Origin of the sequence: Mycobacterium sp., assembly GCF_035697385.1 — a bacterium.
Lineage (GTDB): Bacteria > Actinomycetota > Actinomycetes > Mycobacteriales > Mycobacteriaceae > Mycobacterium.
Window position 1 is genome coordinate 1 of the sequence record NZ_DASSCY010000039.1, and the last position, 13215, is coordinate 13215.

16 protein-coding genes are annotated in these 13215 nt (G+C 65.7%); 5 read left to right on the forward strand and 11 right to left on the reverse strand.

Annotated elements, in window-relative coordinates; translation table 11 throughout:
* The 6 genes from VFH65_RS03705 to VFH65_RS03730 form a co-directional block, all read right to left on the reverse strand.
* On the reverse strand, positions 1-871 hold an 871-nt coding region (locus tag VFH65_RS03705; RefSeq protein WP_353319783.1), incomplete at its 3' end, for a zinc ribbon domain-containing protein.
* Positions 868-2454, reverse strand: a complete 1587-nt coding sequence (locus VFH65_RS03710; RefSeq protein WP_353319784.1) for a S53 family peptidase — start codon at positions 2452-2454, stop codon at positions 868-870. The genes VFH65_RS03705 and VFH65_RS03710, both read right to left, overlap by 4 nt.
* 37 nt (positions 2455-2491) lie before the next feature.
* The gene (locus VFH65_RS03715) at positions 2492-2767 is read right to left on the reverse strand and encodes a hypothetical protein (protein WP_353319785.1); all 276 of its coding nucleotides are present in this window, start codon (positions 2765-2767) and stop codon (positions 2492-2494) included.
* A 112-nt stretch (positions 2768-2879) separates the two neighbouring features.
* Positions 2880-3977, reverse strand: coding sequence for a galactokinase (locus VFH65_RS03720; protein ID WP_353319786.1), 1098 nt, complete (start codon positions 3975-3977; stop codon positions 2880-2882).
* Entirely contained in the window at positions 3978-5006 is a 1029-nt protein-coding gene (gene galT, locus VFH65_RS03725) for a galactose-1-phosphate uridylyltransferase (RefSeq protein ID WP_353319798.1), read from the reverse strand.
* Positions 5007-5074: 68 nt separating this feature from the next.
* A complete protein-coding gene (locus VFH65_RS03730; RefSeq protein WP_353319787.1) occupies positions 5075-5866 on the reverse strand; it encodes a DeoR/GlpR family DNA-binding transcription regulator in 792 nt (263 codons plus the stop codon).
* A gap of 157 nt (positions 5867-6023) precedes the next feature.
* Here VFH65_RS03730 and VFH65_RS03735 point away from each other — a divergent pair, with 157 nt between their 5' ends.
* Together VFH65_RS03735 and VFH65_RS03740 are read left to right on the forward strand one after the other, a co-directional pair.
* A complete protein-coding gene (locus tag VFH65_RS03735) occupies positions 6024-7736 on the forward strand; it encodes a sodium:solute symporter family protein (protein ID WP_353319788.1) in 1713 nt (570 codons plus the stop codon).
* Positions 7737-7754: 18 nt separating this feature from the next.
* Positions 7755-8045, forward strand: a complete 291-nt coding sequence (locus tag VFH65_RS03740; protein ID WP_353319789.1) for a hypothetical protein — start codon at positions 7755-7757, stop codon at positions 8043-8045.
* On the opposite strand, the gene VFH65_RS03745 is transcribed toward VFH65_RS03740, so the two are convergent.
* Positions 8023-8916 (reverse strand): DMT family transporter, encoded by an 894-nt coding sequence (locus VFH65_RS03745; RefSeq protein WP_353319790.1) that lies wholly within the window; start codon positions 8914-8916, stop codon positions 8023-8025. The two genes, VFH65_RS03740 and VFH65_RS03745, sit on opposite strands and share 23 nt — an antisense overlap.
* Positions 8917-9029: 113 nt before the next feature.
* Here VFH65_RS03745 and VFH65_RS03750 point away from each other — a divergent pair, with 113 nt between their 5' ends.
* The gene (locus VFH65_RS03750; protein ID WP_353319791.1) at positions 9030-9374 is read left to right on the forward strand and encodes an aminopeptidase; all 345 of its coding nucleotides are present in this window, start codon (positions 9030-9032) and stop codon (positions 9372-9374) included.
* Here the strand turns inward: VFH65_RS03750 and VFH65_RS03755 are convergent.
* A complete protein-coding gene (locus VFH65_RS03755) occupies positions 9371-9643 on the reverse strand; it encodes a hypothetical protein (protein WP_353319792.1) in 273 nt (90 codons plus the stop codon). The two genes, VFH65_RS03750 and VFH65_RS03755, sit on opposite strands and share 4 nt — an antisense overlap.
* 60 nt (positions 9644-9703) lie before the next feature.
* Positions 9704-10090, reverse strand: coding sequence for a hypothetical protein (locus VFH65_RS03760; protein ID WP_353319793.1), 387 nt, complete (start codon positions 10088-10090; stop codon positions 9704-9706).
* Positions 10091-10280: 190 nt separating this feature from the next.
* Here VFH65_RS03760 and VFH65_RS03765 point away from each other — a divergent pair, with 190 nt between their 5' ends.
* Positions 10281-10565 (forward strand): hypothetical protein, encoded by a 285-nt coding sequence (locus VFH65_RS03765; protein ID WP_353319794.1) that lies wholly within the window; start codon positions 10281-10283, stop codon positions 10563-10565.
* A 28-nt stretch (positions 10566-10593) separates the two neighbouring features.
* Here VFH65_RS03765 and VFH65_RS03770 read toward each other — a convergent pair whose 3' ends face one another.
* Together VFH65_RS03770 and VFH65_RS03775 are read right to left on the reverse strand one after the other, a co-directional pair.
* Positions 10594-11235: a TetR/AcrR family transcriptional regulator gene (locus tag VFH65_RS03770; RefSeq protein ID WP_353319795.1), complete on the reverse strand. Its 642-nt coding sequence runs from the start codon at positions 11233-11235 to the stop codon at positions 10594-10596.
* Positions 11236-11239: 4 nt separating this feature from the next.
* A complete protein-coding gene (locus tag VFH65_RS03775; RefSeq protein ID WP_353319796.1) occupies positions 11240-12538 on the reverse strand; it encodes an MFS transporter in 1299 nt (432 codons plus the stop codon).
* 140 nt (positions 12539-12678) lie between these two features.
* Between VFH65_RS03775 and VFH65_RS03780 the strand changes: the two genes are divergently transcribed.
* On the forward strand, positions 12679-13215 hold a 537-nt coding region (locus VFH65_RS03780; protein WP_353319797.1), incomplete at its 3' end, for a DUF899 domain-containing protein.

The following is a 13215-nucleotide window of genomic DNA, read 5'->3' on the forward strand; positions in this document are numbered from 1 at the left end:
GCATCAGCCGAACCAGGCCGGGGCGCTGGTGTTCCTTGCTCGGTGGCCGGGTGAACCACAGTGCGGCGCCGATCAACCCGCCCGCGGCAGCGGCGGTCAACGGCACAGCCACTCCCCTGATACCCGCCTCGACGAAGAGGCTTTCCATGGGGCGCTTGCTCACCACACCCGAACCGAACTGCGGGGCGAGCCGGGTCAGAGTGGCCGCCGCCGTGAAAGCCAGCGCACCCAGCGCGCCAATCATGAATCCTTCCAACGCTTCTCGCGTGGGTGGACGCAGCAGCCGCACGATCACTACGGGCATCAGCATCAGGATCACTCCGCCGAGCGGGATGCCGATCCCGTCGCGCATCATGCGGGCACCCACGATGCCGCTGCCGAGCGCGATGCCGTAGGAGCGCGCGACCGCGGCACCGGTGAGCAGCACCCAGCCGACGGCCAGCCCGATACCCAGCGCCGCGGTGAGCACCCAAGTGCCAAGCGGCACATCGTGAAACGCGTCGGACTCGCGGAGATAGATGAGAAACAGCAGCGGCAAGCCCAGGGCGGACACCGTGATCAGCGCCGCCGGTAACCGCAGCAGCGTGAAGGCCACTAGCGCCAGCAGCACAACCAGAAGTCCGAGCCGGAACGCCGTCCGAGACCGCGACGGCAGGTGCGGGAACAACGAACTCGTCAACGACGGCTGTAGCAGGTGCTCCCCCGGCGCGGCGCCGAAGTCCCTGATGCGCAGCCAATCTGGCCCTTCCCCGCGTCGCGGCGTCAGATGACAGCCGCAGAGCCCGCAGTACTCCCCTGCGGGAACGTCGGTCTGACAGACCCGGCATTCCGCGGTCGGGACAGTCTCGTTCGATTCGGGTCCGGTGCTCATGGCGTTGCCCTTTGGAAGATGAGCAGGTCGCGGACGAGGTTGTCGACGTCCGGTGTGCCCAGCCCGGTGGCCAGGTCGTAGCCGGGGCCGGCGTCGGCGACGGCGTTGCCGCCCAAGGTGATGTCACGGAACGCAGGCAGCGGCGCTCCTGCGGCGATGCGATACAGCAGCGGGTTGAGGTCGCCGAGCGCCCGTCCTCCGTTGGAGAGCAGGTACTGATTCATCATCGCGGCAAGGCCGGCCCAGATCGGGGCCGACTGGGAGGTGCCACCGCCAACCGCCTGCTGGCCCTTGAAGATGATCCGCACACCGGTGAACGGGTCCGCGACCGCTGAGACGTCCGGGGTCAGCCGGCGCGACGGGTCCTGGTCGGGCAGCACCTCACGCTGCCAAACGGGGCGGTCGAACAGCGAGGACACTCCACCGCCGGTGCCGATGGACAATGGCACGTCAAACCACGCCTGTTCCGCCAGCCACACACCGTTCGCGTCGGTCGACAGCGTGGTGCCGCCGACGTCGACCATCTCGGGCAGCGATGCGACGGAATCCAGTCCGATGTCGGACTGCCCCGGCGGGGACGACCAATCGTCGCCGCCTTTGCATTCCAGGCCGGCAAGGTCACCGCTCGCGTTGAACGCCGTAGTGCCGTGCGACAGAGCTGTCGCGAGCGCCGACCGCACCGGTGCGAGGTCGGCTTCCGTCAGCAGCTTGTCGCAGCCCCAGCCGATCGAGAAGCTCCACACCGCACCGGGAAACTCCCTGTCGGCCGACGCGAACATCTGCCCGATCTTCTCGAAGGCGCCGTCGCCCTCGACCGTCGGCCGGGCGTTGATGACGACCTTGCGCGCGTCGGGCGCGATGGCGTGGGCCACTTCGAGATCCATCGTGGTCTCACCGCGTGGCTCGCCGGCCTGACCGCCGACCACGGTCGGGGTGAACTGCGGCAGCCCGTAAGTGCTGGCGAACGTATCGAGGTCGGCCTGATCGAACCCGTCGAAGGCGAAGAACACGATCGTGGTGCCCTTGCCCGTGAAACCCGAAGCGGCCAACTGGCCGGCGTTGTAGGTGTTGAGCAGCGCGCTCGGGGTCAGCCCTTTGTCAGGCACATCCAACGGGAAGAAGTCGGGCCGCGACATGCCGTGTGGCGTATAGCCCAGAATCCGGCCCAGCTCTGCGACCTCGCCGTGCAGCGGCTCTGGTATCGAAGGCTGTTGCGGCGACGCGTAGAACTCCTGGCCGCGCTGGCCCCGGTAGTCGTGCACGTCCACACCGAAAGCCTGGGCCAGGTTCTCGGCGGCGCCTTCGACGATGGCCCACCGCTCGCCGGGCTGCCAGCGCACCGCCAACCCGTTGCCGTCGGCCCAGCCGAACAGGGCGTCCGGCCGTTGCGAGTCGTGCAGCGCCGCGGTCAGCTGGGTGTCGGCGCGGTGCGACGGACCGAGATCGGTCGAACTCGCCAACAGGTACGCGTACGGGCCGCCGATAGCACCGGCGCTGTCGACTGCCGAGGGTCGAAGGTCGGAGACGAGCACCAACACCCCGGCCGCAATCAGCGCCAGCACACCCACATGCCGGACAACCACGGACGCCAGAGTACGTCCGAGTAAGACTGTCGCGGTTTTAGTTATCGCCAGGGATGGCCGTCGGCGCCGGCGGCGCGTGCACCGTCGGGGAGAACGGGTTCGGCTGGCCGGGATCGATGCGCGGCGCCTTTTCGGTCGGCTCGACCGGCGGCGGCGCCGTGGTCGTCGTCGTTGTGGTGGTCGTTGTCGTCGTGGTGGTCTCCTCGGGCGCCGGTTCTTCTTCCTGCGCACAAGCGCTCAACACGCCCATGGAAACAATCGCCGCCACCCCGGCGGTAGCAGCGAGACGGCGACCCGTTCGGCCTGACCTCATTTTGCAGTCCTATCTATCCCGACCTTTACCAGCGGCTTTCCAAGATCGCCCCGGCGATCGGAACTCTAATCGAATGTCCTAACACCCGCACTGTGATTGCCAACCCGCTTTGTCACACCAGCGGCCCTGCACCGGGACCGGCATACGTGCGGGTGATGGTGGGCTCGTTGTACCCGGCATTGTCTACGGCCAGCCGCACCGCGCCGGTGATCGCCTCGACCTTTTCAGCGGCGGACAGCGCGATCACGCAGCCGCCAAAGCCGCCGCCGGTCATCCTGGCCCCGAGCGCACCCGCGGACACCGCGGTGTCGGCGATCAGATCGATGTGGTCCGTGGTGATCTCGAAGTCGTCGCGCATGGATGCCTGCGAGGCGCTCAGAATCTCGCCCACCGTGGCGAAGTCGGAATCTTCCAGCGCGGCAACCACTTCCAGCACTCGCTGGTTGTCGGTCAGGATGTGGCGGGCGCGTCGTGCATCGACAGGATCGGTGACACCCTCGAGGACCGTGACGCCACGGTCCTGCACCTCGCGCAGCGAGCTCACCTCGAGTTCGGCGGCGGCTCGTTCGCATGATTCCCGCCGTGACGCGTACTCGCCGCCGGCGTGCTGGTGCGGCGCACGCGAGTTGATGAGCAGCAGCGCGACACCCGAGGCGTCCGGATCGAATGCGACGGGCCGCACCGAGGTCGCGAGGAAGTCGATCAACAATGCCCGTCGCGGCTCACCGCACATGGCGGCCAGTTGATCCATCAGTCCCGTCGGCGCCCCGACATAGCCGTTCTCGGCCCGTTGCGCGATGCGGGCCTGCTCGACGCGGTCGAGCGAAACGCCTGTCGCGGTCGTGAGCGCGCCGAGAACCGCGCATTCCAGCGCCGCCGACGACGCCACCCCCGAACCCATCTCGACGTCGCTGGCGATCGCCATCTCCCCGCCGACGAGCCGATGACCGGCGTCGCGCAGCGCCCACATCACGCCTGCCACGTACGCGGCCCAGCCGGTCACCTCGCCGGGAGCGGTGTCGAGTGAGATCCGGACCTCGCCGTCCTCCCTGTCGCTTCGCACGGTGAGCACCGAGGTGCCCTCGGGTCGGTAGGTCACGACGGTGCGCTCGGGCAGTGCGATCGGCAGCGCGTAGCCAAGGTTGTAATCGGTGTGCTCGCCGATCAGGTTGATCCGGCCGGGCGCCGCATAGCGAATCGGGTGCGCCATCTAGAGCTCCCGCAGGCGTTGGGCGACGCTTTCGGGGGTCACGTCGCTGATGAACGCGTCCATCGCCGACTCGGAGCCTGCAAGGTATTTCAGCTTCGTCGCGCTGCGCCGCACCGACATCAACTCGACGTGGAAGTAACCCTGCCGCTGCTCGTCGGTGTCGGGGTACTGATGCAACGCCGAGATGTACGGCAACGGAGTCGGATACATGCGGTCGAACCGGCCGAGCACATCGAGGTAGATCTGCGCGAAACCGTCAAGCTCGGCGTCGGTGAGCTCAATCAGGTTGTGCACGAACCGATTTGGATAGATGTGCACCTCCACCGGCCAGCGCGCCGCGAATGGGACGAACGCGGTGAACAGGTCTGTGCGGGTCACGATGCGGCTGGTGTCGGCCACCTCGCGCGCCAGGATGTCGGCGAACAGGTTGCGGCCGGTGCGCTCGGCGTGTGCCGTCGCTTCCCGCAGCATGACCGCGGCGCGTGGGGGCAGGTACGGATAGCCGTAGATCTGACCGTGCGGATGGGTCAACGTCACGCCGATTTCCTCGCCGCGGTTCTCGAAGCAGAACACGTGCTCTATGCCGGGGCGTGCCATCAGGTCTGCGGTCCGGTGCCGCCACGCCTCGGCGACGAGACGGGCATGCGATACGTCGAGGCCGGAGAACGAGCCGGTGTGGTGGCTGGAGAAACAGATGACCTCGCAGCGGCCGTGACCCGGTGCCGCGACGAACTGGTCTTCGTCGGCGGTCGGCAGGTCAAACGGGGCGGAGCCAGCGCCTGACAGGCTCGGGAAGCGGTTCTCGAACACCACGACGTCGTAGTCGGGAGCCGGTATCTCACTGGTCAACCCTGTTGGGCCAGGGCAGAGCGGACATTGATCGGGCGGCGGCTTGTACGTGCGGTCCTGGCGCAGCGCCGCAATGATCACCCATTGACCCGTCGTCTGGTCAAACCTCAACTGGGACTGATGATTTCCACGGTCACCCAGCGGCCTGCGGTCGGGAACCGGTGCCGGGCTGTGGCCCATCAGCGCGAAGAACAACAAGTCGCGGCCGTCGGCCAGCGTCCAACGTGTCGGCACCGTCGCGAAGTCGTTCACGGGCGCGCCACCACTTCCGCGATCTCCAGGTTGTCGACATGGGCCGCGAGCACGGCGCGATCCTCGACGGCCAGGGCGTCGTCGACGATCAGAGTGTCGACGTCGCGGAGCCGGGCGAACACGTTGGTGCCCACTTCCCGGTACTTCGTGTGATCGGCCAGCACGACCAGTTGCGCACCGATACCGATCAACGTCCGATTCGTCTGTGCCTCAGCAATGTTCGGCGTCGTCAAACCGGCATCAGGGTCCAAGCCGTGCACTCCGAGGTAGCTCGCGTCCACCCGGAAAGATGCGATCGCCGCGTCCGCGATCGGTCCGACGAGGGCATCCGACGGTGTGCGAACACCACCGCTGAGGTACACCAGCGGCGCGTCGGCGGCATTCGAACCGGGATCGGTCAACACCTGAAAAACGCTGACGGAGTTCGTCACCACCGTGATCGACGACCGATGGCGCAGACGGCGGGCGAGTTCGGTGGTGGTGGTGCCCGCACTGATCGCGATCGTCATGCCGTCCTCGACGCCGGCCGCGGCCAGCGCGGCGATCGCGGCCTTGGCTGCTCGCTGCTGACCGGCCTTCTCCGACGACCATGGTTCTTCGCCGCGGTTGAGCCGGCTCACCGCGCCGCCGTGCACCTTGCGCAGCAGATGCTGCGCGTCGAGCGCATCGAGGTCGCGGCGCACCGTCATCTCTGACACGTCGAGTTCAGCGGCGAGGTCGGCGACACGCACCGCGCCCTCCGACTGCAGGGCCCGCAGAATCGCGTGGCGCCGTTCCGCGGCAAGCATCGCCGATGACACCTCCCCTGGGCCGACTAGGTGGCGAAACGAACATTATCCAACAAATCTCGATGAATCCTGCCATAACTGAGCGTAAGACTGTTACTTTCTGCTTGATTCCGTTAGAACGTGTGCTAGTGCCCATGTTGGCTCCGACTAAGGAGTGATGACGACGACCACCACGCTGGCAGCTGAAAACGTGCTGAGACTGAATGTCGGCTGGCTCGATTACGTGCTTGTCGCGATCTATTTCGTGTTCGTAATCGGCATCGGGTTGATCGCCCGAAGTCAGATCTCGACCAGTCTGGACTTCTTCCTATCCGGGCGGCGGCTACCCGCGTGGGTCACCGGCCTGGCCTTCATTTCGGCGAATCTGGGCGCCATCGAGATCATGGGCATGGCCGCCAACGGCGCCCAGGTCGGCCTGTCCACCATGCACTACTACTGGATCGGCGCCGTGCCGGCGATGTTGTTCCTCGGCGTCGTGATGATGCCGTTCTACTACGGCTCCAAGGTGCGAAGCGTTCCCGAGTTCATGCGCCGCCGCTTCGGCCCGGGCGCGCACCTGGTCAACGCCATCAGCTTCGCGCTCGCGCAGGTGCTCATCGCCGGTGTCAACCTGTTCCTGCTGGCAACGGTGATCAACGCGCTCGTCGGCTGGCCACGCTGGCTGTCACTGATTGTGGCGGCCGCGGTGGTGCTCAGCTACATCACGCTAGGCGGGCTGTCGGCCGCGATCTACAACGAGGTGCTGCAGTTCTTCGTCATCCTTGCGGCGCTGGTTCCGCTGACCGTGTTCGGTCTGATCCGCGTCGGCGGCTGGAACGGCTTGAAGGACAAGGTCGTTGACTCCATGTCCGACGGAGCGGTGACCGCCTCGGTGAACGAGCAGTTGACGACGTGGCCAGGCCAGGCACTCAGCGGTTTCGACAGTCCGGTGTGGTCGGTGATCGGCATCGTATTCGGCCTCGGTTTCGTGCTGTCGTTCGGGTACTGGACGACGAACTTCGTCGAGGTGCAGCGCGCCATGGCGTCGAATTCGATGTCGTCGGCGCGTCGCTCACCGATCATCGCGGCGTTCCCGAAGATGTTCATCCCGTTCGTGATCATCGTGCCCGGCATGATCGCCGCCGCAGCGATCGGCGACATGATCGGGCTGAAAACCACTGGCACAGGCGACATCACGTACAACGACGCGATGCTGCTGATGATCCGCGACATCCTGCCAAATGGTCTGCTGGGTGTGGCGATCGCCGGTTTGATGGCGTCGTTCATGGCGGGCATGGCCGCCAACGTCTCGGCGTTCAATACCGTGTTCAGCTATGACATCTGGCAGCAGTACATCGTCAAGGAGCGGCCGGACAACTACTACATCCTGATCGGTCGGATCGCCACGGTCGGCGCGACGATACTGGCGATCTTCACAGCGTTGATCGCTGCAGGTTACTCGAATCTGATGGACTACCTGCAGACGCTGTTCGGTTTCTTCAACGCACCGTTGTTCGCGACGTTCATCCTCGGCATGTTCTGGAAGCGGATGACCGCAACCGCAGGCTGGATGGGCTTGGTCGCCGGAACCCTCTCTGCGGTCTTCGTTTTCATCCTCGGCGAGGTCGGCGTACTGAACCTGCCGGGGCAGGGTGTGCCTTTCATAGCGGCGTCGGCCGCGTTCGTTGTCGACATCATCGTCAGCGTTGCGGTCAGCATGGTGACGGCGCCCAAGCCGGCGTCGGAGTTGGTAGGACTGGTGTACTCCGAAACACCCAGGGAGACATTCCACGACCCCGAGAGCGCCGGGAAATCCTGGTACTACAAGCCTGTCCCGCTCGCTGCGTTGGCACTGACCCTGACCATCATCCTCAACATCATCTTCCACTGAGTTCGGTAAGGATCCGTCATGACCGAAGCCACCCACAGCCGGCTGACCCAGCTGTTCGACATCCGCAACGTGATCGGCGCGCTGATGGCCATCTACGGTGTCATCCTGACGATCGCCGGCTTCGCCCCCGGCCTGCTGCGCGAACGGGAGAAGGGCACAAGCAACAATCCCGTCGACCTCTATTTCGGCACAGAAGCGAACTGGTGGGTCGGGTTGGCGCTGATCGGCGTTGCGGTCGTGTTCTTCGCATGGGCGGCGCTGCGTCCCGTGCAGGTCGCGGAAACGCCTACTGCCGCTGACTCGCCATAGCGGCTTCGAGTTCTTCTTCGTAGGCGCCCTCGTCACGACCGAGGGCGATGGTGGCCGCCGCCATCGCAGCGACCGCGACCGTCAGCGCCACCGCCTTGACCCCATTGACAGTGAGGTGCTCGCCGAGCACCACCGCTCCGAGAAGCACGGCGATGACGGGTTCAAGCACCAGCATCGTCGGAACCGACGTCTGCAGTGAGCCAGCGTGGAAAGCGGACTGCTGCAGCAACACGGCGATAACGCCAAGCACCACAAGCAGATACAGGACCGGCGTGGTGAGCACCGCTTGCAGACCCTCATGGGTGAGCAAGTGCATCACCAGCTTCGTCAGCACCGCGACGACGCCGAACAGCAGTCCGACCGCGACCGCGAGCAACACAGCCCTGCGCCACCCCATGGTGCGGACCGCGACCACCACGCACGCCAGGACCGCCGCGGTACAGACCAGCGCGACCATCGCCGAAGTGGGTAGTGATGCCTCGTAGTCGCCGGGGCGGGTCTTGGCCAACAGGACGAACACGGCCAGCGAGACCGTCAGCAACAACGCCCATAGCCATTCGGCGCGGGTCACCCGGCGATGTGCGAGCCGCGCGCTCATGGGAAGCGCGAACAGCAAGGCAGACACCAGTATCGGCTGCACCAGAAGCAGAGAACCGTTCGCCAGCGCCAGCGCCTGGAACACGAACCCGGCGATGGCCGACGCGGTGCCGGCCCACCACAGCGGCCGGCGAATCAGCGTAAGGAACATCACCGCGCTGACGCCATGCTCGGCCGGTACGTCCAGCGTGGCCCGCTGACGGACCACGATGCCGATAGCGAGGAACACCGCAGCGAGCAGGGCTAGGAGCACCACAAGACCATGGCCTAACAAAGCGTCGTCAACCCCTTCCAGACCACGGCGATCACACCGACAAGAACAGCACACTCAACGTCGGCGTGCCCAGTCGGTGGTTTTGACGTGCGACAAGTGGGCATCCCCGGGTCATGAATGCGCGACGGTTGATTCTGCTGGTTGGGGCGATCGCGTTGATCGCCGGGGTCATCGCTCTGCTGATGCCGGTGTCGGTACCGGGTCCCGACGGCGGCAGCATCGGATGCGGCAACGGCATCGCTGCCGACACCTCGGCGGCCCGCGAGGCCGACGGCCGCAACCCCGTGAACCTGCCGATACTCAACGAGGTCGTGCCACACACCGACTACGTGACGCAATGCGAGTCCGCGCTGTCCTCGCGGAGGACATGGGCGATTCCGGTGGCCGTCGTCGGCCTTGTGGTCATTGCCGGTTCGTTCTTCGTCGGAGGCCGAACGTCCGGCGTGCGCGCGGGCTAGCTGGCCTCGCGGCCCTCGACCAGGTGCAGTCGCGGCCGCTCCTGTTCGGGTGCGATCCTGTCGTTGACCGTCGCGACGACGGAATCGACCCGGTTGACCGCCCGGTCACAGAGCCCGCGGACCCTGTCGCCCGCCGCGTCGACATCGTCGGCCGCACTCAGCAGGTACGCCCTGACGTTGACGCGCAGGCGCTCGCCGGCTCGCCGCACCCGGCGGCGCAGCCGATCGTCGATCTCGACGGTGACGTAGGGCAACACCTGACGTTTCATCTCCGTGCCTCCGCTTCGTGGATGCCTTGGGCTCACACTAGCTGGGCGAGATAGCGGCCTCTACTGGCCGGACTTGTCTTCTTTCGCCGCCTTTAGCGCCGCCCGGCCTTCGGGGCTGGCCGCCGAGTTGCCGGACTTGGTGGCCGAGGCGACTGTGGCGTTGCAGTTCAGATTCACCAGAACGGTGTCGGTGACGGGCGCGAAGTCGTCCCCTTTGAGCCACGGCGCCGACTGGGAGCTCGTCACGATGCATTTGTCATCCGGCAGCTCGTCGCCGGCGCGCGTCGAGACGACGGCCTTCTTGCCAGCGTCGCTGATCGCCGACGACGCGTCGGCGAACGTCTGGCCGGTGTAGTCGTCGGCGGCGGCAACGCCGGTTCCGAAAAATGCCATCGCCACAGCGGTCGCACCGAGGGTGCCGGCGGCGTAGACGCTCAACTTGTTCATGAGCACCGGACGTTAGGGGCGTGAGCTGCATGGACGCTGAGAACTTGAGTCGCGATTCCTGGACAATCCGGCAAGTTGGACTGAATCGTCTGGCACTGTGAGGTCAATCGCCAGGTGGATGACCATATGCGCGTTGACGGACCCTTTTTTTGGACGATATAGTTCACTTACTCCACAGATAGGACAAAACATGAGGTCAGGCCGAACGGCTCGCCGGCTCGCTGCTACCGCCGGTTTGGCGGCGATTCTCTCCATGGGCGTGTTGACCGCCTGCGGTCAGGACGAGGAAGCGCCGGAGACCACCACCGAAACCACCACCACCACCACGACAACCACGACCGCGCCGCCGGCCTCCCCGGCGCCACCGGTTGAGCCGACCGAGAAGGCCCCGCGCATCGATCCCGGTCAGCCGAACCCGTTCTCCCCGACGGTGCACGCACCGCCGGCACCGACGGCCATCCCTGGCGACAACTAGTCCCCAAGGTCCATACGTCTCCGCCCAGTCATCCCACTGACTGGGCGGAGACGGCATGCGACGCGACGTGACCGATGGCCATGTTCAGCGCTGCCTGCATGAGTCGCGGGTCGCGGCCGGTCTGCGATAGCAGGTAGCCGCCTTCGACCGCGGCGAGCAATCCCGTTGCGAGCGCTTTGATGTCGGCATCGCCGCGCAGCACGCCGCCGTCACGCATCCGCTCGAGCGCCGCGGCAAGTAGGCCCCGCCATTCCATGAAATGCTCGGCAAGTGATGCGCGAGCTCGATCGTCGGTGTCGGACAATTCGGCTGCGAGAGAACCGAGTTCGCAGCCCCACAAGCCCCGCCGTAACGCACACCGCTGCACCATCGCGTCGCGCCACTGGTAGAGCCCGCGGAACGAATCCACCTTTTCCAGCCGCAGCCGCTGCCACGACAAGATCTCGTCGGCGCGCAACGTGATGACCTCGTAGACCAACTCGGCTTTGTCTTCGAAGTGTTGGTAGAACTGGGATTTGCTCGCCGCGCTGGCGGCCAATACGTCGTCGATGGTTGTTGCCGCGACGCCTTGCACGTGCATCAGTTCGGCGGCAGCGAGCACGATCCGGTTGCGGGTGGCTGCGCCTCGGGACGTCAGTTTGGGCCGCGGTGCGGGGCTGTCGGGCGGCACACAATCACTGTAACTGGAATATTTCGTCCGAAGCGAGCTTCGGAAGCGGACGCCCCGCGGTCTCACGCATCGTGAGGATGGTGGCCAGCGAGACGATCGCGGCGGCCACGACGTAGTACGCAGGTGCGACGTTGTTGCCTGTCTCCGCGGTGAGCCAGGTGACGACGTATGGGGTGGTGCCGCCGAACACCGCGACGCAGACGTTGTAGCCGATGGAGAACCCGCTGTAGCGCACACGGGTCGCGAAGAGTTCGACGCCGGCGGTCACCGCGGCCGACACGTACACCGCCTCGATGACGGCCAGCCCGCAGTGAGCCGCGATCGCGGCCGCAAGCGAACCCGAGTTCAAGAGCAAGAACAGCGGATAACCGAGTATCGCGAAGGCCAGCGAGCCGCCGATGAGCATCGGCCTGCGCCCGACCCGATCGGACAGGGCGGCAAGCGGAAGGATGAGCACCAGCGCCACCAGGCTGGCCAGCGTGATGGACACGAACGCGCTGGTCTTGGAAAAGTGCAGCGTCGCGATGAAGTACGTCGGCAGGAACGTGAAGACCACGTAATAGCCGATGTTGAAGACGATCATCAGGCCGATCACCTGCAGAATCGGCCGCCACGCCGTGCCGACCGCTTCCCGCAGCGGCGAGGAGGCGACCAGTTGTTCCTTGCTGAGTTCGGTGAACTGCGGGGTGTCATCCAACCGGAGACGGATGTAGAGGCCGACGATGCCGAGCGGTCCGGCGAGCAGGAACGGAATGCGCCAGCCGTAGCTCTCCATGGCGTCCGCTGGAAGTGATGCCTGCAGCAGCGTGACGGTGACCGAGCCGATCAGGAACCCGAGCACTCCCGACCACACCATGAAGGTGACGATCAGGCCCCGCCGCTTGTCGGAGGCGAACTCGGCAAGATAAACCGCGCCGCCGCCGTACTCGCCGCCTGCGGAGAAGCCCTGCAGGCACCGAAAGAACAACAGCAGCAACGGGGCAGCGACGCCGATCGCGGTGTACGTCGGGAGCAGACCGATGGCCAGCGTCGACCCGGACATCAACAGAATGACAAGGGCGAGCACTCGCTGCCGCCCGATCCGGTCTCCAAGGGGCCCGAAGACGAAGCCGCCGAGGGGTCGCATGAAGAACGCCGCCGCGAAGATCGCGAACGTCTTGAGCAGGGCTGCGGTGTCGTTTCCCGATGGGAAGAAGTTCGCGGCGATCGACGTCGCCAGGAAGCCGTAGATCGCGAAGTCGAACCATTCCACGGCGTTGCCGATCGAGGCTCCGGTCACAGCCTTGCGGATGTCGCCACGCATGTCGATTCTCCCGAAAGTAAGCGTCCCGCTGAGCATTTCGCTTACGCGGGTGTAAGCGGCACACATGAAGATAGCGGCCTGCGATGAGTTCGTGCGGTTCAACGGGTCTATATCCACAACGGAGAAAAGGAGGTACGGCCATGGATATGCCACCGATCGTCTCCCCGCAGGAGTGGGAGGCGGCTCGCGAGGAACTACTGGTCAAGGAGAAGGAACACACCCGCGCCGGGGACGCGCTTGCCGCCCAACGACGCAGGATGCCGAGGATGGCGGTCGACAAGGACTACGTGTTCGACGGCCCGGCGGGACCGGCGAGCCTGCTCGATCTGTTCGACGGCCGGCGACAGCTGATCGTCTACCGGTTCTTCTTCCAGCCTGATGTCGAGGGCTGGCCCGACCGCGGCTGCTCCGGCTGTTCGTTGCTGGCCGACCAGGTCGCGCACCTGGCTCACCTCAACGCGCGCGACACCACGCTGGCGTTCGTCTCCAGGGCGCCGCAGGACGGCATCGCGCGGCTGAAGATGGACATGGGCTGGGACATCCCCTGGTACACGTTGACCGACAGCTTCGACGCGGACTTCGGTGTCGACGAATGGCACGGCACCAACGTGTTCCTGCGGGACGGCGACCGGATCTTCCGCACCTACTTCATCAACAACCGCGGCGACGAGTCGATG